Source organism: Demequina soli (genome assembly GCF_000971195.1).
In the GTDB taxonomy this organism is placed as follows: Bacteria; Actinomycetota; Actinomycetes; order Actinomycetales; family Demequinaceae; genus Demequina; species Demequina soli.
The window spans coordinates 222,078-243,184 of sequence record NZ_BBLZ01000003.1 but is presented as its reverse complement, the minus strand read 5'-3'; the positions used below and the strand labels follow the sequence as shown (position 1 = coordinate 243,184).

Here is a 21,107-nt window from a genome sequence, read left to right as displayed (position 1 = left end):
GCCCCGGTCTGCACGTCCCGCTGAACCCCCAAGAGGAACACGCATCATGGCAAGTCTCGACATCACCGGCGTCGACAAGCGCTACGGCGGCGTCCAGGCGCTCAAGGGCGCCTCCCTGTCCGTGGCCGAGGGCGAGGTCCACGGGCTGCTCGGCCCCAACGGCTCCGGCAAGTCGACGCTGAACAAGGTCATGGCGGGCGCGGTCCGTCCCGACGCGGCGACGATCCGTCTCGATGGGCAGGATCTGCGCATCCACGGCCCGCAGGACGCCCACCATCACCGCATCGAGTCCGTTTACCAGCAGCTCTCGCTCATCCCGCACCTTACCGTCGCCGAGAACCTCGTGCTCGGCACCGAGGCCGCGCGGGCCGGCTGGCTGACCCCCAAGGCCCAGCTGGTCGAGGTCGACGCGATGCTTGAGCGGTTGAGCCCTGTGCTCGGCGGCGGGATCGGACCCCGCACGAGGGTCGGCTCGCTCAATCCCGGGACCAAGCAGCTGCTCGAGTTCGCCAAGGTCGTGCTGCGACGGCCCCGCTTCCTCGTGCTCGATGAGGCCACCGCGTCGCTCCACCGTGACCAGGTCGCGCTGCTGTTCGCCATGGTCCGCGAGCTGACGGCGGAGGGTGTGGGCGTGGTGTTCGTGTCGCACCGGATGGAGGAGGTGCTCGATCTCTGCGATCGCGCCACGATCATCCGCAACGGCCTCAATGTCGCGACTGTCGACGTGAAGGACACGGACGAGCAGGAGCTGGTCCGGCTGATGGTCGGCGACCTCGCAAGGGCGGCGGGGCGCGGCGAGCGCCCGGCCCCGTCCCGCGACGGCCAGCCCGTGCTGTCGGTGCGGGGCCTGCAGGCCGAGGGTCTCGCCGACGTCAGCCTCGACGTCCACCCGGGCGAGATCGTCGGCCTCGGGGGGCTCCAGGGCCAGGGCCAGTCCGAGCTGCTCACGGGCATCTTCGGCGCGTCGCCGGCACAGGCGGAACGCATCGAGGTCGCGGGCGATCCCGTCGAGTTCCGCAACCCGAGGTCCGCGATCGCGGCGGGCCTCGCCCTGGTGCCCGGAGACCGTGCGTCGGAGGGTCTCTACAGCGTCCGCTCGATCCAGGAGAACATCTCGACGGTGACCCTCGGGCGCCGCGCCCGCGCCGGCCTCGTCATCGACGCCCGCGCGGAGAAGGAGGCCGCGACCTCGCAGGTCGACGCGCTGCGCATCAAGATCGGCGCGCTCGCCGACGCGGTCAGCACGCTCTCGGGCGGCAACGCCCAGAAGGTCGTGGTCGCCAAGTGGCTCCTGTCGGAGCCGCGCATCGTGCTCCTCGACGACCCGACCAAGGGTGTCGACGTGGGCGCGAAGGCGGAGATCTACGCGATCATCCGCGACCTCACCGCCCAGGGCGTCGGCGTGATCCTCAACTCCAGCGACGACGTCGAGCTCGCGGAGCTCGCGGACCGGGTCCTGGTCCTCTACGAGGGTCGCATCGTCCAGGAGCTCGAGGGCACCGACGTCACCCACGACAACCTCGTCGCAGCCGCGCTGCGCATCTCCGACGACGACACGAAGGAATCGTGATGACGACCCCGCCGCAGACGACCGTCGGAGCCATCCGCGATGGCAGCTGGCAGCGCTACCTCACCTTCTCGCTGTCGACCTGGGTGACGATCGGTCTCCTGATCGTCGTGACCGCGCTGAACGTTGCTCTCCAGCCCACCTTCTTCACCACCTACTCGCTGACCAGCAACTTCGCGACCTTCGCGCCGTTGGTGTTCGCGGCCGTCGCCCAGGCCGTCGTCGTCATCGGCGGCGGATTGGACCTCTCGATCGGCAGCATCGTGGCGCTGGCGAGCGTCGTCGCGCTCACCGTGATGGACGGCGAGCCGTCGCGCGTCGCGATCGGGGTGCTGGCCGCCATCGTCACGGGCGTGATCGCCGGTGCGATCAACGGCTTCATCGTGGGCGTGATCCGGCTCCAGCCGCTCATCGCCACGTTCGCCACCAACTCGGTCTTCGCCGGAGCCGCGCTCGTCGTGCTGCCCAAGCCCGGGGGCATGGTCCCGAGCACCATGACCACCGGCTACCGCAGCCTGGTGATCGGCATCCCGGTGTCGGTGCTCATCGTCGTGCTCGCGATCGTTCTGTACTGGCTGCTCTCGCGCACCCGCCTGATGCGGCACATCCGTGCCGTGGGCGGCGACCGGAGCGCCGCCTTCGCCTCGCTCGTGCCCGTGGTCCGGGTGCAGATGGCCAGCTACATCGTGGCCGGCGCCTTCGCGGGCTTGGCAGCGCTCGCGATCCTCGCCAACACTGGCTCCGGCGACCCGTTCGTCGGGTCCTCGATGGCGCTCGACTCGATCGCGGCGGTGGTGCTGGGAGGCATCGCGCTCGCGGGCGGCCGTGGCAGCGGCATCGGTGCGGTCGCCGGCGCGATCATCCTCGCGATGGTGTCGACCGTGCTGTCGTTCATGGGCGTGCCGACGACGTGGCGCCAGCTCGCGAGCGGCGTCATCATCGTCGCCGCGATCGCACTCTCCGTCGTCATGAGCAGGAAGGACCAGCGATGACCGCCATGCAGAGCCCTGCGGCGCCCACCGCCGCACGGTGGCGCGCGATCGTCACCGACCCCATCTTCATCGCGGCTGCGGTCGCGGTCGCGATCGTGCTGGTCGGGCAGCTCGTCTCCCCAGGATTCGGCGCGTACAGCCAGGTCGTGGGCATGGTGCGCGTCGCCAGCTTCCTCGGGATCATGGCGATCGGGCAGACCATCGTCATCCTGTCCGGAGGCGACGGCATCGACCTGTCGGTCGGCAAGACCGCCACGCTCGGGGCCATCGTCGCCGCCCGCATCATGGACGGCAGCGACTCCCGCCTGCTGCTGGGCATCCTCGTGCCCGTGCTGGTCGGTGCCGTGATCGGCCTCGTCAACGGGCTCGGGATCGCGTACCTCCGCATCCCTCCCTTCGTGATGACGCTCGGCATGACCGGTGTGGTCGCCGGCATCGCGCTCGCGTACACCGGGGGAGCGGCCGCGGGCCGGTCGGCACCGGCGCTCACGGGCCTCGTGAACAACCGCGGCCTGTTCGACGTACCCGGCGTGGTCTACGTGTGGATCGTGCTGATCGTCGCCGTGACATGGCTGCTGCGGCGTTCGGTCGCCGGCTGGAACATCTACGCGGTCGGATCCAACCGAGTCGCGGCGAACCTGTCCGGCGTGCCCGTGCGGCGCAACGTCATCATGGCCTACGTGGCATCGAGCGTCTTCGCGTGCTTGGGAGGCATCCTGCTCCTGGGCTACACGGAGTCGGTGTTCCTCAACCTTGCCGACAGCTACACGCTGCCCACGGTGGCCGCCGTGATCATCGGCGGCACGCTCGCCTCGGGCGGCGTGGGCGGCTATCTCGGGACCGCCATCGGCGCGCTCGTGCTGACGTTCCTCACCAGCCTCCTGAGCACCATGAACATGCCCGAGTCGTGGCGCACCATCACCAGCGGCGTCGTGCTCCTGGTGCTGCTCGGCATGTACGGTCGTCAGCGCAAGCTCAGGACGTAGGCGCGGGACGACGACGACCGGGCCGCCAAGGACGGCCGCGACCCACCGCATCGTCCATCCGCCCTGTCGCCTCGCACGCCGATGCCGTACACTTGCTCGCGCGGGCATCCGCCTGCACGCTTGTCGAGACTGGCAAGTTCCAGACTCCGAGCATCCATCCCGGCGCTGCGGCGAGATTCGAGCAACACTCGCGTTCGCCGCCGGTGCAGGCCTCACGGCCTCATGAAGCGCCCTCAGACCTCCGTCGAACCGGCGCATCGCGCATCGGTCCAACGGGAACCCACGCACGCCGGCCCCGCCGGCGCCGCATCACGGGCCGCGATCCGCGGCCTACAACGAAGTAAGGAAACACATCATGGCTACTGGCACCGTCAAGTGGTTCAACGCTGACAAGGGCTACGGCTTCATCGCCCCCGACGACGGCTCCGCCGACCTGTTCGCGCACTTCAGCGCGATCAACTCCTCGGGCTTCCGCTCGCTGGAGGAGAACCAGCGCGTCGAGTTCGACCCCGAGCAGGGTCAGAAGGGCATGCAGGCGGCCAACATCCGCCCGCTGTAACTCTTCGCTGACCGTCCCGCGGGACGGGCAACTCGCTCCGGCGGGGACCTTCGGGTCCCCGCCGTTGTCGTATCCGGGGCACGATGCGCGGCTGCCCTGCGGCGGAGTGGTACCAATCGCCACGACTCGCCCGCGACTCGTGCCCCGTGGTACCACTCGGCACGGGGACGATGCGCGGGCACGGCGAGCGCCTACCTGACCTCCGGGATCATGTCGATCGCCCCGCACGGGCACTCCGCGGCGCAGATGCCGCAGCCCTTGCAGTAGTCGTAGTCGATCTCGTAGCGCATCCCCGGGCCCAGCTTCCGGATCGCGTCGTCCGGGCACATCCCGAAGCAGTTGTCGCACTCGAAGCACGACCCGCACGACAGGCACCGTCTCGCCTCGAACACCGCGTGCTCCGCGTCGAGCCCGGCCAGCACCTCCTCGAAGCCCGTCACGCGCCTCGCGGCCTCCAGCTCGGGGCGATGCTGCTTCGGCGCATCGGAGTAGTACCAGGTGTTCAACCTGTCGGTGGTGGCCTCGCGCGCGGGAGGCTCCGCCGGCAGCACCCGCGCCGCGAGCCACGCGTCCACGGCCTTCGCCGCCCGCGCCCCGCGCCCGATCGCGTACGTCGCGGTGCGCGAGCCGGGCGAGACGTCGCCGGCCGCGAACACCCCGTCCCGCCCGGTCATGAGCGTCGCCGGATCCACCGCGACCACCCCGTCCGTCACGCCCACGTCGGGCACGTCGGCCAGGAGCGTCAGGTCCGCGTCCTGCCCGACCGCGAGCAGCACGGTGTCGGCGTCGAGCTCCTCGTACTCGCCGGTCCCGTGCGGCCGGCCCTCCTCGTCCAGCACCATCCGCTCGATCGTCACCTTCGGCCCGTCGACCGCGGAGATCGTCGACAGCCACTGCACGCGCACGCCCTCGCCAACCGCGTCGTCCAGCTCCGTCGGGTGCGCCGGCATCTGCTCGCGCGTGCGCCGGTAGACCACCACCGCATCGGACGCCCCGAGCCGCCGCGCCGTCCGCGCCGCGTCCATGGCCGTGTTGCCGCCGCCGTACACCGCGACCCGGCGCCCGAGCAGGGGAGGCTTGCCCGACGCGACGTCCCGCAGCACGTCGATCGCGTCCACGATGTGCGACGCCGCAGCCGCGGGAATGTCGACGTGGTGCGCGACCCCGGCGCCCATGGTGAGGACCACCGCGTCGAACTCGGCCTGCGCCTCGTCCAGCGACGTCACGGGAGTGGAGCACTCGAGCACCACCCCGGTGTCCACGATCCGCCGGATCTCCGCCGCGAGGATCTCGCGCGGCAGCCGGTAGGCGGGGATGCCGTACCGCATCATGCCGCCGGGCTCCGCGGCCGCCTCCCGGATGGTCACCGCGTGGCCGAGCTGGCGCAGGTGGTAGGCCGCGGACAGCCCCGCGGGACCCGAGCCCACCACCAGGACGCGCCGCCTGGACGATGCGGCGGGGGAGGGAAGCGCCCAGCCCTCGTCGAGCGCGGTGTCGCCGAGGAACCGCTCGACCGCGTTGATCCCGACCTCCTCATCGACGGAGCCCCGGTTGCAGGCCGTCTGGCAGGGGTGATAGCAGATGCGCCCCATGACCGCGGGCAGCGGGTTGGCGGCCACGAGCCGCCGCCACGCCGCCTCGAAGCCTTCCGCGCCCTCCTGCGTGGACCCGAGCCAGCCGCGGATGTCCTCCCCGGACGGGCAGGCCAGCGAGCACGGCGGGGACAGCTCGACGTAGACGGGACGCTCGGTCCGCCATGTGCCCGTGTGATAGGCGAGCGAGGTGGCCGGGCCGGTCGAGACGCCGACGGTCGGGGGAGCGTCGTGGCCGCTCATGAGGCACCTCCCAGGAGGTCGTAGCGTCGGATGTTGGCCTCCGCGAGCACGCGCCACCGCTCCAGCGCGTCCTCGCCGCCAGGCCTGAACAGGTGGGCGAACCGCGCCTGGGGCCTGAGGTAGTCCTCGACTTTGGCGCGCTCGCGGATGCGCTGCACGTCGGTGAGCTCGCCCGCGCGCGCCTCGATGACGGGGAAGATGCCCGACTGGACGGCCGCGCGCGACAGGCTGATCGACTCCGCGCTATTCGCGCCCCAGCCCACGGGGCAGGGGACCAGCACGTGGAGGTAGCGCGCGCCGTGGATCGACATCGCGGTGCGCACCTTCGCCTCGAGGTCGCGGAGATCCGCGACGGTCGCGCTCGCGACGTAGGGGATCTCGTGCGCCATCGCGATCTTCACCATCGACTTGCCCTGCCCGAACGCCTGGCCGGGGTTGCGCCCGACGGCCGGGGTGGTCGCGGTGCGCGCGGACGCGGGCGTCGCCGAGGACCGCTGCACGCCCGTGTTCATGTAGCCCTGGTTGTCGTAGCAGACGTAGAGGACGTCGTCGTTGCGCTCGAACATGCCCGACACCGCGGCGAGCCCGATGTCGACGGTGCCGCCGTCGCCGCCCTGCGCGAGCACGCGGATGTCGTCGCGGCCCTGCGCGTGCAGTGCCGCCGCGATGCCGGTCGCGACCGCGGCCGCGTTGGCGAACAGCGAGTGCACCCACGGCGGCTTCCATGCGCTCTCGGGGTACAGCGTCGAGAACACCTCGAGGCAGCCCGTCGCGTTCGCGACCACGAGTCGCCCGCCCGCGGCCTCCACCGCGGTGTCCATCACCCAGCGCGCGGCGAGCGCCTCGGCGCAGCCCTGGCAGGCCCGGTGGCCCTTGGTGAGCGACGACGGCCTGTCGGCGTGCGACTGGAGCGAGCGCTGCGCATCGTCCAGGAGGCGCCCGCCCACCGCGAGGGTGCCGGTCTGGAGGAACGGGATGTGGACCGTGGTCATCGCGCCACCTCCGTCGCGCCGAGCGCCGGCGTGGGGATGCCGGGCTTGAGGTCGAGGAACTCGAGCGACCCGACCTCGTCGACCAGCGCCCGCCGCACCACGTCGCGCAACGAGGCCTCGAGGATCGGCCGGCCGCCCAGCCCCGCGACCACCGAGTGCAGGTGCGAGCCGGTCCCGGCAAGCGCCCGGCCCACGCAGCCGGTGAGCACGCCGCCCGAGCCCAGCTCGAGCGCCCTGTCGACCACCACGACGTGCCGCGACCCGCCCAGCGCGTCCCGCAGCGCCTCCTCGGGGAAGGGGCGGAACGCACCGACCGAGAGCAGCCGCACGGGCACGCCCTCCGCGCGCAGCGGCGCGAGCGCCGACTGCAGCGTCCCGACGACGGAGCCCATCGCGACCACCGCGAGATCGGTGGACGATGCGGGCGGCGCCCCGCGGTCCCGGTCCAGCGTGTCGGGGTCGTAGCGGGCGATCAGCCCTCCCGCCTCGCGCCCGATCTGCTCGCGGAAGCGGTCGGACCAGGCCTCGATGACGGCGGCGGCGTCGAGGAAGCGCAGGTGCTGGAGGTACCTGGTCTCGGTGAAGGACTCGGGGCCGGCCATGGTGCCGAGCGTCGCGGGGTGGTCGATGTCGAGCACCTGGGTGGGGCGGTAGGGCGGCAGGAACGCGTCGACCTGCTCGGCGGTCGCGAGCTCGACCACGTCCGACGCGTGCGTGAGCACGAACCCGTCCATGCACACCATCGCGGGGATGCCCAGCTCCTCGGCCACGGCGAACGCGATGACGTGGAGGTCGGCGGCCTCCTGGTTGTCGGCCGCGAACAGCTGCAGCCAGCCGGAGTCGCGCATCGCCATCGCGTCGGAGTGGTCGTTCCAGATGTTGATGGGGGCGCCGATCGCGCGGTTGGCGACCGTCATGACGATGGGCAGGCCCATGCCCGCCGCGTTGTAGACCGCCTCGGCCATGTACAGCAGGCCCTGCGACGCGGTCGCGGTGTAGGCGCGCGACCCGGCCGCCGATGCTCCGATCGAGACCGACATCGCGGAGAACTCCGACTCGACGTTGACGTACTCGCAGTTGGCGAGCTCGCCGGTGCGCGCCATGACGGACAGCGCCTCGACGATGTGCGTCTGCGGGGAGATGGGGTACGCGCACACCACGCCGGGCCGGCACCGCGCGACCGTCCGCGCCACGGCCTGGGAGCCCTCGAGCACCTCACGCATGGCGGCTCTCCAAGCCTCGCCCCGCGCCGGCGAGCTCGGCGCGGACGTAGGCGAACGCATCGTCCGCCGCCCGGGCGTTGCCCTCCCCGACGGGGCCGGGGAAGCGCTCGCGGAACACCTGCTTGACGGCGTCGAGCGTGATGTCGGACGATGCGGCGGCGTAGGCCGCGAGCATCGCGGCGGCGGGCCTGGGGCGGCCGAGCCGCTCGAGCGTGATCTGCATCGCGGGCACGGTGAGGACGGTGGCGTGGACGTCCTCGGCGCCGGCCTGCGCGCGCACCGCGGGTGCGTCCGCGGTGGTGTTGACGATGACGAGCCCGCCGGGGGCGAGGCCCGCGAACGGGTGGTCCGAGGCGAGCAGCGTCGGGTCCTGGACGAGCACCACGTCGGGGTGGAGGACGGGCTCGCGTGTGCGCAGCGGCGTGTCCGCGAAGCGGCAGCACGACACGACGGGCGCGCCGGTGCGCTCGGACCCGAAGGAGGGGATCGCCTGCGCCTCGTGGCCCGCGAGGAAGCCCGCGCGGGCGAGCATCTCGGCGGCGGTGACGACCCCTTGGCCGCCCCTGCCGTGGACCCGGACCTGCCTCATGGCATCGCCTCCCGACGGCGCGTGGTGGGCAGTCGCCGTTGACGGCCCACCCCTTCACGGTAGGCCGGTCGGGGTACGAGGAATGGGACCGAGGTCCCGGTGAGGGGGCGCGGCTCAGACGCCCGCGGGCTCCTTGGGGGCCTCCGCCGGGGGAGCCTCGGGAGGCGGCGCGTCGTGGCCGTGGTGCCCGGCGACGTGGTGCGCGTGCGCACGCCCCTCGGGGGTGAAGCGGAACACCGCCCACGCGGTGAGCGACACCACGCCGAAGCCCGCGCAGATCAGCAGCCATGTGATCAGCGGCGTCTCCGACTCCTCCCACGAGGCGCCGGTGGGCACCGCGATGAGCACGAACGAGACCGCGGCGACGAAGTACGACGCGAGCCAGATGCGGGGGCTCCAGTCGCGGATGGCCTTGCCCTCGAGGTATGTGAACGGCAGCAGGCCCACCACGAGCGCGGCGAGGGTCTCGAGCGTGATCGCGGCGAGCGTCTCCTCGACGATCATCCCGCCGAGCGCCTCGGTGCGACCCACGGTCACGTCGAGGATGCTCAGCAGGATCCATGCGATGACGCCCATGGTGAACACGGCGCTCACGCCCAGGAGGGCGAGCCGTCCCTCGTGCCGCTCGGACATCGAGCGCCCGAACTGCACGGACACGACGATGCCGAACATCAGTGTCGGCTCGATGTGGAGCACCTGCGACACCACCACCGAGACGACCACGACGGTGAGCGAGCCCGGCAGCGGGATCATGCGCCCGGGCACGCGCAACCGGCGCCGCGCGGCGAGCACGCGGACGGCGTTGAGGCCCAGGTTCAGGGCGGTGAGGGACAGGAACAGGCTCACGTAGGTGACGAGCGACTCGCGCTCGAGGCTCCAGCCGGCGCGCCCGATCCCGAGGATGAGCGCTGCGGCCGCGACCGTGAGGCCCGACGACAGCCACGTGGGCAGCCGGTAGCGACGCTTGCCTCGGGTGGCGCCGCCCGCGCGTCGGCGCGCGGCGATCGGGATCCAGCCGAAGGCGCGCGCGTAGTTCTCCGTCAGCGTGGACTGCAGCAGCTCGGCGGGGACGGCCGCGAGCAGCAGGAACGCGGACGCCAGCGATGCCGTCGCGACCACCTTGAACGGGGTGAGCTCCAGGTTGAACAGCGTCGGCACCGTGGGGGACAGCCACGGGAAGTCCTTCGCGACGGTCACCGGCACCGACGCCTCGGAGTCGGCGTAGCCGTCCGCGGACAGCGTGGCGACGATGCGGTGGTCGCCCACGGCGGCGGCCTCCGGGACCACGATGGTGAGGTCGAGCCCGCCTGACGCGTCGACCGTCGCGGAGCCCATCCCGATCGGCGTGGAGTGCAGCTCCACGCTCACTGTCGCGCCCGCGGGCAGGCCCGTGGCGGCCACGTGGAGCCGGTCGCCGTGGTGGAGCTCGCGCCCCGCGAGGGCCGCACCGTCGGCGCCGGTGAGGTCGAACGCCCACACGAGCGTGGGGTCGGGCGCCGGCACGGTCACCGTGACGGGCGCGAGGGGCGCCGCGGCGGCCTTCTTCTTGTGCTTCTTGGTCGGAAGGTCCGGTGCGGCGACGGGGGCGAGCACCGGCGGCGTCCACGTGTGGATCACCGGGGCGGGTGCGGGCGGAGGGGCGGGATAGGTGAGGACGGCGCCCGAGCCGTCGGTCGCATCGTCCGTCGCGACCGGCGCGGCCGTGGCCGCCGACGCCAGCATGACGAGCCCCAGGGTCATCCCCAGCACCATGATTCCAAGCGCGAGCACTCGCAGGACGCCCTCGCGTCCCAGATGCCGCCACGCAGGCACGCCCATGCGCGGTCCCTCCCCCTCGAGGGGCGGCGCGAGAACGGCCGCCGGCCCCCAGCCCTACGGCGAATGGTAACGCCCGAATTACCCCCATAAGTAGGGATTGCGAAGATTTAACGCGGCGGAAACGCGCGTCGGCGCCCGATATCGTCTCAGGGAGCCACCAGGGAGGGTCGCATGAGCGCACACGGGACGCCGCTGATCGTCGTGATGGGCCCGACCGCGTGCGGCAAGTCGACCGTCGGCGCCGCCCTCGCGGAGGCGCTCGGCGTGCCCTTCGTCGACGGCGACGGACTGCACCCCGACGCGAACGTCGCGAAGATGGCGGCCGGCATCCCGCTCGACGACGACGACCGGTGGCCCTGGCTCGACCGCGTCGGGTCGACGTTGGACGATGCGCGCGCCGGGCGTGGCGTCGTGGTCGCGTGCAGCGCGCTCAAGCGGGCGTACCGGGACCGGATCCGCGCGGCGGCGCCCGGTGCATCGTTCCTCGAGCTCGTGCTCACGGCCGAGGAGGCGGCGCGCCGGTCCGCCTCTCGCACCGACCACTTCATGCCCGCCTCGCTGGTGGCCTCGCAGTTCGCGGCCCTCGAGCCGCTCGGCCCGGACGAGCCGGGGGAGCGCGTCGACGCGACCCGGGGCGTAGCGGCGATCGTCGCCGCGGCGCTAGCGTCGCTCGCGTGAGCGGTTACCAGTTCGACGCGACGCTGTACCTGTGGGAGGCGACCACCGCCACCTGGGTGTTCGTCGACCTGCCGTTCGACGTCGCCGACGAGATCGAGGACGCCCAGCACGGCCCGCGCCGCGGCTTCGGCGCGGTGCGCGTCGAGGTGACCGTCGGGGCGACCACGTGGCGCACCAGCATCTTCCCGTCGCAGGCGCGCAAGACGTTCATCCTGCCCGTCAAGCAGGCCGTCATGAAGACCGAGGGGCTCGCGCCCGGCGGCGCGGCCTCGTTCCGGCTGACCACCGTCGCATGAGCGGTCCGCGCGCGGGCGGCCCGCTGAGCGAGCCCGTCGTCGCCGCGTGGATCGCGACCGCCGTGGACATCCCGCTGTACACGCTGGCGGCCGCGCTGTGCGTGCCCGCGGGCGCGTGGGTGTGGGGGCTCCTCGGCGGCGCGAGCCCGGGCCGAGTCGACACGACGGAGGCGGCGACGCTCGTCGCGACGGCCCTCATCGTCGCCGTCGGGATCGCGTCCGTCGCGCAGACAGTCGGCCGGTGGCTTCACGTGCGCACGCTCGGGGTGCCCCGCGCGCGCTCGGCGCGCTCCTTCGCGACCATGGGCGGGCTGCTCGGCTTGATCCCGGCCGCGGTGATCGTCGCGATCGCGGGCTCGGCCGCCGCGATCCCGTTCGCGCTCATCGCGGTGGTGCTCCCGTGCACCGTCGTGGCCGCCGCGACCAACGTGCTGCTGCCGCGGGTCGCGGCGTCGCTGGGCGCCGTCACCGCGTTCGCCGTGGTCGCCGTGATCTGCTTCCTCGGCGCGGTCGGCGTGCTGGTGCTGTTCCAGGTGACCGGCCGCGCCGCGCCGATCGCCGACTGAGCTAGCCGGCGAGCAGGCCCGCGATCACGCGCGGCACCGCGCCCGCGACGTCGAGCGCCGCGACCGGCCCGCCGCCCGAGGCGAGCTCCGCGGCGCGCGCATGCACCCACGAGGCCGACGCGCCAGCCGCGTCCGCGCGCAGCCCGGAAGCGAGCAGCGCGCCCGCGATCCCGGCGAGCACGTCGCCCGCGCCGGCCGTCGCGAGCCACGCGGGGGCCTCCGGCAGCTCGATCGCGGCGCCGCCGGGGGAGACCACGAGCGTGACCGCGCCCTTGAGCAGCACCGTCGCGCGCGCCGCCTCGGCCAGCAGCCTCGCGTGGCCCACGCGGTCGCGCTCCACGTCGGCGGCCGTGACATCGTGGCGCAGCGCCTCGAGCGTGCGCACCAGCTCGCCCGCATGTGGCGTGAGCAGCACGCGCTCCGCACCGACCGCCCGCACGCCCGCCGCGCGGGCCCGCGCGACCGTCTCGAGGGCGCCCGCGTCGACGACCATCGGCACGGACTCCGCGACCACGGCCCCGATCGCGGCGTCCTGCTCGGGGAAGTCGGCCACCCCGGGCCCCACCACCCAGGCCTGGGCACGCGGGACCCGCTCGGCGACGTCGACCGGGTGATGCACCACCGCCTCGGGACGATGCGCGAGCACCAGGTCCTGCGCGCGGTCCGGCCCCACGTAGCGCACCATGCCGGCGCCGGCCCGGATCGCGCCCGAGACCACGAGCGCCGCGGCCCCGGGATAGGCCTGCGACCCCGCGACGACGCCGAGGACGCCGCGCGAGTACTTGTCGTCGGCTGCGCCCGGCACCGGCCAGGAGGCGGCGACGTCCGCGCGCTCCCAGCGGCGCATCGGGGTCATCGGGTGACGGTCCGCGCGTACAGGTCGGAGTGCATCCACTGGCCGTCGCGCAGGATGTCGTTCTCGATCCGGCGCAGCAGCGTGAGCCCCAGGTGGTTCATCACCTTGGCGGACGCCTTGTGCTCGGGGCGGCAGCGGGCGTGCACCTGCTCGAGCGTCGCGTCCTCCTCGAGCGCGTCGATGACGGCGTGGACGGCCTCGGTCGCGATGCCGCGCCCCCAGAGGTCGCGCCGCACCACCCAGCCGAGCTCGCGGATCTGCGGGGAGGCCTCCAGCGGGCCGCGGCCCTCGCCGTAGACGCCCACCCCGCCCACCACCGTGCCTGCCGCGATGGTGCCCCCGGCGCCCAGCGCATCGTGCCGCAGCGTGATGGCCCAATGGGCGGGGATCCCCGCGGCCGCGGCGTCCGCGACCCACGCGCGCGTGTCGTCCTCGGAGTTGGGACCCCACTCGGTGAAGCGGCACACCGCCGGGTCGGACGCGTAGACGTGGACGTCGGCCTCATCGTCGAGGCGGAACGGTCGTAGCAGGAGTCTCGCTGTCTCGAGCGTCATATCCCGACGATACGCCCGCGCCCGGGGCATGGGAGGATACGCCCATGGCAATGCGTGACATCCGTGTGATCGGCGACCCTGTCCTCCGCACCCCCTGCGAAAGCGTCGGCGAGATCGACGACCGCGTGCGACAGCTGGTCGAGGACCTGGTCGAGACCGTCGACCACGACGGCCGCGCCGGGCTCGCCGCGAACCAGATCGGCGTGTCGCTGCGGGCGTTCTCGTGGAACATCGACGGTGACATCGGCTACATCCTCAACCCCGAGATCGTCGAGGTGAGCGAGGAGTACCAGGAGCTCGGCGAGGAGGGCTGCCTCTCGGTTCCCGGCCTCTGGTACCCCTGCGAGCGGCCCGCGTACGCGCGCGCCGTCGGCACCGACCTCAACGGCGACAAGGTCGAGATCGAGGGCGAGGAGATCTGGGCCCGCCTCATCAAGCACGAGGTGGACCACCTCGACGGCCACCTCTACCTGGACCGCCTGCGCAAGGACGTGCGCAAGAAGGCGATGCGCGAGCTGCGCGAGTCCCTCGAGTCGCGCTCCTGAGGCCGGCGGGGGCGGTCACCCGAGGTCGACCCCCACGTCCGCGACGATGACGCGGCCCGCCGCGGCGGCGGCCGGCATCTCGACCAGGCAGCGCTTGGGCGCCGTGAACGTCACGGTGACGTCGGCGCGCACGTAGCGCGGAGGCGCGTCGGGGAACGCGTCCGGCGCCGGCAGGTCCGCGGAGTCCGCGGCGAGGCCCGACGGGATGTCGACCGCCACGATCGGCAGGCGGGCCTCGACCGCGCGGCCGAGCAGCGAGTACGCGCCGTCGGGAAGCCCCGGCCGGCCCCCGATGCCCGCGAAGCCGTCGATGACGAGCCGCGCGTCGAGCACGCGCTCGCGTCCGAGCGGGAACTCGATCCCCGACAAGGCGTGCGAGCCGGCCGCCTCGGCGAGCATCCGTGCGCCCCGGGGGTGGACCCGGTCCGCGACGGCGACCGCGACCACGCTCGCGCCCCGTCGCGCCAGCAGCGCCCCGGCCAGCAGGGCGTCGCCGCCGTTGTTGCCCGGGCCCGCGATCACGCACACGGGAAGGCCGGCGAGCGGAAGCCCGCGCTCGGCGGCGAGGGCGACCGCGGCATCGGCCACCGCGACCGCCGCGCGGTCCATGAGGACGTCCTCATGGACGGTCTCCATCGCGCGCGCCTCCGCGGCGCGGAGCCGGGCGACGGTGACGATGTTCTCGCTGGTGGTCATGCGCACCACCCTCGCACGAAGGTCGGACATTCCACCCGCGGCGCTGGCGATAACGGCGTGAGTGGGGCACAATCGAGCCACACCCGGTGCCACGGGCTGTTTCTTTCGAGGTCGTAGGGGAAGACGCACCTCAGAGGAAGGAAAGGGTCATGGCAGCAATCACCCGTGGTGTCCTTTTCGTGCACTCCGCGACCCGCGCGATGACTCCGCACATCGAGTGGGCCGCCCAGGGAGTGCTGGGTTCGCGCGCCTCGTTCGATTGGACGGACCAGCCCGCCGGATCCGGGCTGCTGCGCGCCGAGATGGCCTGGCAGGGCCAGCAGGGCACGGGCGCGCGCCTGGCCTCGGCGCTGCGCGGCTGGGAGCACGTCCGGTACGAGGTCACCGAGGAGCCGTCCTTCGGCGCCGACGGCGGCCGCTGGTCGCACACCCCGTCGCTGGGCATCTTCCACGCCGTCATCGACGTGCACGGCAACACGGTGGTCCCCGAGGACCGGATCCGCGCGGCGCTCGACACCGGCGCGTCGATGGGCGACATCAGGCGCGCCATGGACCTCGCGCTGGGCACCGCGTGGGACGAGGAGCTCGAGCCGTTCCGATACGCGGGTCACGGCGCGCCCGTCCGCTGGCTTCACCGGGTCGGCTGAGCGTGGCTCGGTGGTTGCGGCACCCTGCGGGTTAGGGTGAGCACGTGAGCGAGCACCGCCGTCCCGGGCGTCCCCAGATCGCCGATCCCGATGGGATCGCGCGGATCGCCGCGACCCTGTTCGCCGAGCACGGCTACGCCGGCGTCTCGATGGACGACATCGCCGTCCGCTCCGGCGTGTCCCGGCGCACCCTGTTCCGGCACTTCGCCAACAAGGCGGACCTGGTGTGGCGCGACTTCTTCGTCAACTACCACCGCCTCGCGCAGCGCCTCGAGGCGGACGACAGCGCACCCGGGCTCGCGGGCCTGCGGGCCGCGCTGCGTGAGGCCCTCGCCGAGTCGGACGAGGCCGAGGACATCTCGCGCGTGCGCCTGCGCATCATCGGCGCGTCCCCCGAGGTGTTCGCCGCGGGCGTGGGAGCGCTGCGCGACATGACCGACGGCTTCGCGCATCACCTCGCGCGCGACGGTGCGATCGCGCAGGACGGGCTCGAGGCCCGCGCCCTGGGTCAGGCGATCACCGGGTGCATCCTCGAATCGGCCGTGTGGTGGGCCAGCGGGTCCGACGACGCCTTCGTCGACGTGGTCGACCGGGCGCTCGAGAGGCTCGGCGCCGGGCTCGAGTAGCGAGGGGGACGATGCGCGGGCTGCGGCCGTGTCGCGCGTCGCCTTCCGCGACCGTCCCCCACACACGAACGCCGTTTCGCCCCTGGATCCATGCAGGTCCCGGCGCACATGCCGACCACGCGTGCTCCGAGTGCAGATCGCGTGTGGGGGACGGTCGGGTGCTCGATCTGGGCGGCGGAGCCGAACGACCCTGAGCCACCCATTCGCCGCGGGGCGGCGAGCGGATGGCTCAGGGTCGAGGCTCGGGCTCAGGAGTTGGTGAACACCAGCGCCACGTTGTGGCCGCCGAAGCCGAACGAGTTGTTGATGGCCGCGAGGTCGCCCTCGGGCAGCGCGCGCGGGGTGTCGCGGACCAGGTCCACCTGGAGCTCGGGGTCGGGCTCGGTGACGTTGATGGTCGGGGGAGCGGTGCGGGTCTCGAGCGCCTTCACGGTGAAGACGGACTCGAGCGCGCCGGCGCCGCCGAGCAGGTGGCCGGTCATCGACTTGGTCGCCGACAGCAGCACCTGGTCGGCGTGCGCGCCGAGCAGGCCGCGGATGCCGCGCGCCTCGATCATGTCGCCCACCGGGGTCGACGTGGCGTGCGCGTTGACGTGCACGATGTCGGCGGCGGTGAGGCCCGCGCGCTCGAGCGACAGCTCCATCGCGCGCGTCTGGCCGGCGCCGTTGGGCTCGGGAGCCGCGATGTGGTGGCCGTCGGCCGTCATGCCGACGCCGGCGACGCGGCCGTAGACGCGGGCACCGCGGGCGGCGGCGTGCTCCTCGGACTCGAGGATGAGCACGCCCGCGCCCTCGCCGAGCACGAAGCCGTCGCGCGAGACGTCGTAGGGGCGCGAGGCGCCCTGCGGGTCGTCGTTGCGCTTGGACAGCGCCTGCATCGCCGCGAACGCGGAGATGGGCAGCGGGTGGATCGCCGCCTCGGTGCCGCCGCAGATGACCACGTCGGCACGCCCCGACTGGATCATCTCGAAGCCCATGCCGATCGCCTCCGCGCCCGACGCGCACGCCGAGACAGGGGAGTGCGCACCGGCGCGGGCCTTGAACTCCAGCGACACGTAGGCCGTGGGGGAGTTCGGCATCAGCATGGGCACGGTGAGGGGCAGGACGCGCGACGCGCCCCGGTCCCTCACCGTGTCCCACGCGGTCAGCATCGTCCACACCCCGCCGATGCCCGAGGACACGATGGAGCCCAGGCGGTCGTGATCGACCTCGACCTGGTCCAGGCCCGCGTCGGCCCAGGCCTCACGCGCCGCCACGATCGCCATCTGCGCGGACGGGTCCATGCGCTTGGTCTCGGGGCGCGAGAGCACCTCCTCGGGACGCACGACGAGCTGACCCGCGAAGGTCACCGGCACGCCGTACTTCTCGTTCCAGTCGTTGTCGAGCGTCCGCACGCCGGAGCGGCCCGCGAGGGCTGCCTCCCAGGTGCTGGCGACATCCCCGCCGAGCGGCGAGGTGGTGCCGAGTCCGGTGACGACGACGTTCATGGGCGATCCTCCGAGGAAGTGAGGGGGGTGAGGGACTGTGATGCGTGAAGGGGTCTTACGCGGCGGCGATGAAGTCGACGGCGTCGCCGACGGTGACGAGGTCCTTGACCTTCTCGTCGGGGATGCGGACGTCGAACTTCTCCTCCGCGAGGGTGACGATCGTCATCATCGACAGCGAGTCGATGTCGAGGTCGTCGGTGAACGACTTGTCGAGGGTCACCTCGGCGGTGTCGATGTCGGTCTCCTCCGAGACGATCTCGGCCAGACCTGCGAGGACCTCGTCCTTGGACAGTGCCATTGCTGCTCCTTGGTAGGGGATGTGAGGCGCCGGGGCGCCCTGTTCGTTGCGAACGGTTGTGAACTCTACGCGGGGCCCACCCGTCAGGGCAGGACCACCACCTGGGCGGCGTAGACGAGGCCGGCGCCGAAGCCGATCTGCAGGGCGATGTCGCCGCTCTTGGCGACGCCGTCGCGCAGCACGCGCTCCGTCGCGAGCGGGATCGACGCCGCCGAGGTGTTGCCGGAGTCGACGATGTCCTTGGCGACCACGACGCTCTCCGGCAGCCCGATCTGCTTGACCATCTGGTCGATGATGCGCAGGTTCGCCTGGTGCGGGATGAACACGTCGATGTCGTCGGGCGTGAGGCCCGCGGCCTCGATGGCCTGGAGCGCGACGGGCGCCATCCTGAACGACGCCCACTTGAAGACGCTGGGGCCCTCCTGGCGCAGGGTCGGGAACGGCAGGTCGCGGTCCTCGCGGATCTCGAGCCACGTGTGGTCCTGCTTGATCAGCTCCGAGGCGGAGCCGTCGGAGCCCCACACGGTCGGGCCGATGCCCGCGGCGTCGGACGGGCCGATCACCACGGCGCCGGCGGCGTCGCCGAGGAGGTAGGAGATCGAGCGATCGGCCGGGTCGACGAAGTCGCTGAGCTTCTCCGCGCCCACCACGAGGACGTGGCGCGCCGCGCCCGAGCGGACCAGTGCATCGGCCTGGCCGATGCCGTAGCAGTAGCCCGCGCATGCCGCCGAGATGTCGAAGGCCGCGGCCGGGGTCGCGCCGAGGCGGTCCGCGAGGACCGGGGCGCCGCCGGGGGTGATGCGGGGGTAGGAGATGGTCGACAGGATGACCGCGTCGATCTCGGACGCGTCGATGCCCGCCTGCGCGATCGCGTCGCGGGCGGCGCGCTCCGACAGGTCGATGACCGAGGTGTCCTCGTTCGCGCGGACGCGCGTGACGATGCCGGTCATCTTGCGGATCCACTCGTCGGACGAGTTGATCGGCTCGATGAGGGCGTCGTTCGGCACGGCATTCTCGCCGCGGGCGACGCCGAGGCCGAGGATGCGAGTGAACTCGGGGCCGCGGCGGACGTTGAGGGTGGTCATGCTGCGTTCTCCAGAAGCTCGCGGGCGGCGGTGAGGTCGTCGGGGGTCTTGAGGGCGACGGAGGGGATGCCCTTCATCGCGCGCTTGGCGAGCCCGGTGAGGACCCCGCCCGGCGCGACCTCGACGATGCCGGTCACGCCCAGCTCGAGCATCGTCTCCATGCACAGGTCCCAGCGCACGGGGTTGGCGACCTGGCGGACGATGCGCGCGAGGGCGTCGTCGCCGTCCGCCACCTGGGCGCCGTCGGCGTTGGACAGGAGGATCCCGGCCGGGGAGGCGGGGGTCACCGAGGCGGCGGCGGCGTGGAGCTCGGCGACCGCGGGGACCATGTAGGTCGTGTGGAACGCGCCGGCGACCTGCAGCTCGATGACGCGGGCGCGCGCCGGAGGCTCGGCGACGAGCGCGTCGATCGCGGCCTTGGAGCCGGCGGCCACGACCTGGCCGCCGCCGTTGACGTTCGCGGGGGTGAGGCCGTGCGCGGCGAGTGCCGCGGCGACCTCGTCGGCGTCGCCGCCGAGCACGGCCGCCATCGACGTGGGCTCGGAGGCCGCGGCGGCGGCCGCCATCGCGGCGCCACGCACGGAGACGAGGCGCATCGCGTCGGCGTCGGTGAGGACGCCCGCGAGGGCGGCCGCGCCGAGCTCGCCGACCGAGTGGCCGGCGGCAAGGGCGGGGGCGGCGTCGCCGAGCAGCGCGCGCCCGGTAGCGATCGCGGTGGCGACCAGCAGAGGCTGCGCGACCGCGGTGTCACGGATGGTGTCGGCGTCGGACTCGGTGCCGTGGCGCACGATGTCGACGCCGGCGGCCTCGGACAGGGCGGCGAGGGACGCGGCGACCTCGGGCAGCTCGAGCCACGGGGCGAGCATCCCGGGGGTCTGGGCACCCTGGCCGGGACAGAGAAGGGCGATCACGGGTTATAGCCTGCCTCACATCGGACGGCCCTCCGCGGCATGGGGATACCGATTCGGGCCGTGGTTCTTGTAGGGAATCTACAAAGGGGAGACCTTCGCGTCGCGGAGTCGTCCGAGCGCGAAGGCCATCTGGAGCACGTGCGCGTCGCGCGTCGCGAGGACGTCCCAGCCGGTGAGCTCGGCGACCTTGCGCAGGCGGTAGCGGACGGTGTTGGCGTGGACGAACATGGTGCGGCTCGCGAGCTCGAGCGAGCGGCCGCAGTCGAGGAACGTGGCCACGGTCTCCTTGAGCGAGCCGCCCGCGGACGCGATCGGGTCGTACGCGACCGCGATGAGGCGCTCGGCGGCCGCCGCGTCGCCGACGAGGACGCGCTCGGGCAGCAGGTCGTCGGCGTTGACGGGCCGCGGCGCGAGGGCCCAGGCGGGCGCGGCGGCGACGCCGTTGAAGGCGGCGCGGGTGGCGCGCGCCACCTCGAGCAGCGTCACGGCCGGCGAGCCGATCACCACGGGGCCGGGCCCGAAGCTGGGCAGCAGGGTCGCGGTGAGCTCGCCGAGGTCGCCGTCCGAGCGCGCGATCACCACGAGGTCCTCGCCGTGGATGCCCACGAGCGCGCCCGGCGACGCGCGACGCAGGCTGCGGCGCAGCTCGGCGGACTGGACCTCGCCGAGGGGGCCGTCGGTGTGGCCCACCATGACGAGGGTCGGCCCGGCCTTCCAGCCGAGCGCGGCGGCGCGGGAGGGCAGGTCGTCGTCCACCTCGCCGCGCACGAGCGCGTCGACGACGAGGGCCTCGATGCGCGCGTCCCACGCGCCGCGCGACTCGGCGGCGCGCGCGTAGACCTCGGCCGCGGAGAACGCGATCTCGCGCGAGTAGCGCAGGATCGACTCGCGCAGATAGGCCTCGGTGCCGGTCGCCGCGAACTCGTCGCTGTGCGCCTCGACGATCGCGACGAACGTCCGCACGATCGTGAGCGTGTGCTGCAGCGAGATCGAGCGCGTGAGCTCGGGCGGCGCGGACGCGAACATCTCGAGCGTGCCGCGGTGGCCCGCATGCGGGTCCGCGAAGTACGCGACGAACGACGCGATGCCCGCCTGCGCCACCGAGCCCACCCACGAGCGCTCCTGGGCCGGCAGCTCGCGGAACCACGCGTACTCCGCGTCGAGCGTCTTGAGCGCCATCGTGGCGAGGCGGCCGGTGCCGCCGCGCAGGCGGCGCAGCGTCTCGGCGCGCATCTCGGGGCTGACCATGGGGGCCAGCGTAGCCGCCCGATTGTCGATCCCAGACAACGAGGTTGTGGGTT

The 21,107-nt window shown here is 73.0% G+C and carries 23 protein-coding genes; 10 read left to right on the top strand and 13 right to left on the bottom strand.

Features of this window, described 5'->3' with window-relative positions:
• The first annotated feature begins 46 nt into the window (after nt 1-46).
• The 4 genes from AOM04_RS07700 (at nt 47) to AOM04_RS07685 (ending at nt 4,104) form a co-directional block, all read left to right on the top strand.
• The gene (locus tag AOM04_RS07700) at nt 47-1,570 is read left to right on the top strand and encodes a sugar ABC transporter ATP-binding protein (protein ID WP_062464192.1); all 1,524 of its coding nucleotides are present in this window, start codon (nt 47-49) and stop codon (nt 1,568-1,570) included.
• A complete protein-coding gene (locus AOM04_RS07695; RefSeq protein ID WP_062464191.1) occupies nt 1,570-2,559 on the top strand; it encodes an ABC transporter permease in 990 nt (329 codons plus the stop codon). The genes AOM04_RS07700 and AOM04_RS07695 overlap by 1 nt, the downstream gene beginning before the upstream one ends.
• Nucleotides 2,556-3,545 carry an ABC transporter permease gene (locus tag AOM04_RS07690; protein WP_082104487.1) on the top strand — a complete coding sequence of 330 codons (990 nt, stop codon included), beginning with the start codon at nt 2,556-2,558 and terminating at the stop codon, nt 3,543-3,545. Before AOM04_RS07695 ends, AOM04_RS07690 begins: the two co-directional genes overlap by 4 nt.
• Before the next feature lie 355 nt (nt 3,546-3,900).
• Nucleotides 3,901-4,104: a cold-shock protein gene (locus tag AOM04_RS07685; RefSeq protein WP_062464190.1), complete on the top strand. Its 204-nt coding sequence runs from the start codon at nt 3,901-3,903 to the stop codon at nt 4,102-4,104.
• Nucleotides 4,105-4,295: 191 nt separating this feature from the next.
• Here AOM04_RS07685 and AOM04_RS07680 read toward each other — a convergent pair whose 3' ends face one another.
• The 5 genes from AOM04_RS07680 to AOM04_RS07660 form a co-directional block, all read right to left on the bottom strand.
• Entirely contained in the window at nt 4,296-5,939 is a 1,644-nt protein-coding gene (locus tag AOM04_RS07680) for an NAD(P)-binding protein (protein ID WP_062464189.1), read from the bottom strand.
• Nucleotides 5,936-6,931, bottom strand: coding sequence for a thiamine pyrophosphate-dependent enzyme (locus AOM04_RS07675; RefSeq protein ID WP_062464188.1), 996 nt, complete (start codon nt 6,929-6,931; stop codon nt 5,936-5,938). Before AOM04_RS07675 ends, AOM04_RS07680 begins: the two co-directional genes overlap by 4 nt.
• Nucleotides 6,928-8,154, bottom strand: coding sequence for a transketolase C-terminal domain-containing protein (locus tag AOM04_RS07670; protein ID WP_062464187.1), 1,227 nt, complete (start codon nt 8,152-8,154; stop codon nt 6,928-6,930). The genes AOM04_RS07675 and AOM04_RS07670 overlap by 4 nt, the downstream gene beginning before the upstream one ends.
• On the bottom strand, nt 8,147-8,743 hold the full coding sequence (locus tag AOM04_RS07665; protein WP_062464186.1) for a 2-oxoacid:acceptor oxidoreductase family protein: 597 nt from the start codon (nt 8,741-8,743) through the stop codon (nt 8,147-8,149). Before AOM04_RS07665 ends, AOM04_RS07670 begins: the two co-directional genes overlap by 8 nt.
• Nucleotides 8,744-8,857: 114 nt before the next feature.
• Nucleotides 8,858-10,561, bottom strand: coding sequence for a hypothetical protein (locus AOM04_RS07660; RefSeq protein WP_062464185.1), 1,704 nt, complete (start codon nt 10,559-10,561; stop codon nt 8,858-8,860).
• Between the two features lie 171 nt (nt 10,562-10,732).
• Here AOM04_RS07660 and AOM04_RS07655 point away from each other — a divergent pair, with 171 nt between their 5' ends.
• The 3 genes from AOM04_RS07655 to AOM04_RS07645 are packed head-to-tail and all read left to right on the top strand — an operon-like array spanning nt 10,733 to nt 12,101.
• Nucleotides 10,733-11,239, top strand: coding sequence for a gluconokinase (locus AOM04_RS07655; RefSeq protein ID WP_062464184.1), 507 nt, complete (start codon nt 10,733-10,735; stop codon nt 11,237-11,239).
• Entirely contained in the window at nt 11,236-11,535 is a 300-nt protein-coding gene (locus tag AOM04_RS07650) for a DUF1905 domain-containing protein (protein WP_062464183.1), read from the top strand. Before AOM04_RS07655 ends, AOM04_RS07650 begins: the two co-directional genes overlap by 4 nt.
• Nucleotides 11,532-12,101 carry a hypothetical protein gene (locus AOM04_RS07645; RefSeq protein ID WP_062464182.1) on the top strand — a complete coding sequence of 190 codons (570 nt, stop codon included), beginning with the start codon at nt 11,532-11,534 and terminating at the stop codon, nt 12,099-12,101. Before AOM04_RS07650 ends, AOM04_RS07645 begins: the two co-directional genes overlap by 4 nt.
• A gap of 1 nt (nt 12,102) precedes the next feature.
• On the opposite strand, the gene AOM04_RS07640 is transcribed toward AOM04_RS07645, so the two are convergent.
• The gene (locus tag AOM04_RS07640) at nt 12,103-12,957 is read right to left on the bottom strand and encodes an ADP-dependent NAD(P)H-hydrate dehydratase (protein WP_062464181.1); all 855 of its coding nucleotides are present in this window, start codon (nt 12,955-12,957) and stop codon (nt 12,103-12,105) included.
• On the bottom strand, nt 12,954-13,511 hold the full coding sequence (locus AOM04_RS07635; RefSeq protein WP_062464180.1) for a GNAT family N-acetyltransferase: 558 nt from the start codon (nt 13,509-13,511) through the stop codon (nt 12,954-12,956). The genes AOM04_RS07640 and AOM04_RS07635 overlap by 4 nt, the downstream gene beginning before the upstream one ends.
• A 44-nt stretch (nt 13,512-13,555) precedes the next feature.
• Here AOM04_RS07635 and def point away from each other — a divergent pair, with 44 nt between their 5' ends.
• Nucleotides 13,556-14,056: a peptide deformylase gene (gene def / locus AOM04_RS07630; RefSeq protein WP_062464179.1), complete on the top strand. Its 501-nt coding sequence runs from the start codon at nt 13,556-13,558 to the stop codon at nt 14,054-14,056.
• 15 nt (nt 14,057-14,071) lie between these two features.
• Here the strand turns inward: def and AOM04_RS07625 are convergent, their stop codons facing one another.
• Entirely contained in the window at nt 14,072-14,752 is a 681-nt protein-coding gene (locus AOM04_RS07625; protein WP_062464178.1) for an NAD(P)H-hydrate epimerase, read from the bottom strand.
• A gap of 149 nt (nt 14,753-14,901) precedes the next feature.
• On the opposite strand from AOM04_RS07625, the gene AOM04_RS07620 reads away from it, so the two are divergent.
• Both AOM04_RS07620 and AOM04_RS07615 read left to right on the top strand, forming a co-directional pair.
• Nucleotides 14,902-15,399, top strand: a complete 498-nt coding sequence (locus AOM04_RS07620; RefSeq protein ID WP_062464177.1) for a DUF3145 domain-containing protein — start codon at nt 14,902-14,904, stop codon at nt 15,397-15,399.
• Nucleotides 15,400-15,443: 44 nt separating this feature from the next.
• The gene (locus AOM04_RS07615; RefSeq protein WP_062464176.1) at nt 15,444-16,025 is read left to right on the top strand and encodes a TetR/AcrR family transcriptional regulator; all 582 of its coding nucleotides are present in this window, start codon (nt 15,444-15,446) and stop codon (nt 16,023-16,025) included.
• Nucleotides 16,026-16,273: 248 nt separating this feature from the next.
• Here the strand turns inward: AOM04_RS07615 and fabF are convergent, their stop codons facing one another.
• From fabF to AOM04_RS07590, 5 genes are all read right to left on the bottom strand, one after another.
• Nucleotides 16,274-17,512, bottom strand: a complete 1,239-nt coding sequence (gene fabF / locus AOM04_RS07610; RefSeq protein ID WP_062464175.1) for a beta-ketoacyl-ACP synthase II — start codon at nt 17,510-17,512, stop codon at nt 16,274-16,276.
• Nucleotides 17,513-17,567: 55 nt separating this feature from the next.
• A complete protein-coding gene (locus tag AOM04_RS07605) occupies nt 17,568-17,810 on the bottom strand; it encodes an acyl carrier protein (protein WP_062464174.1) in 243 nt (80 codons plus the stop codon).
• A gap of 83 nt (nt 17,811-17,893) precedes the next feature.
• Nucleotides 17,894-18,895: a beta-ketoacyl-ACP synthase III gene (locus AOM04_RS07600; protein WP_062464173.1), complete on the bottom strand. Its 1,002-nt coding sequence runs from the start codon at nt 18,893-18,895 to the stop codon at nt 17,894-17,896.
• A complete protein-coding gene (locus AOM04_RS07595; RefSeq protein ID WP_062464172.1) occupies nt 18,892-19,806 on the bottom strand; it encodes an ACP S-malonyltransferase in 915 nt (304 codons plus the stop codon). The genes AOM04_RS07600 and AOM04_RS07595 overlap by 4 nt, the downstream gene beginning before the upstream one ends.
• 78 nt (nt 19,807-19,884) lie before the next feature.
• Complete coding sequence (locus AOM04_RS07590) at nt 19,885-21,054, bottom strand: PucR family transcriptional regulator (RefSeq protein ID WP_062464171.1); 1,170 nt, start codon at nt 21,052-21,054, stop codon at nt 19,885-19,887.
• Nucleotides 21,055-21,107: the final 53 nt, after the last annotated feature.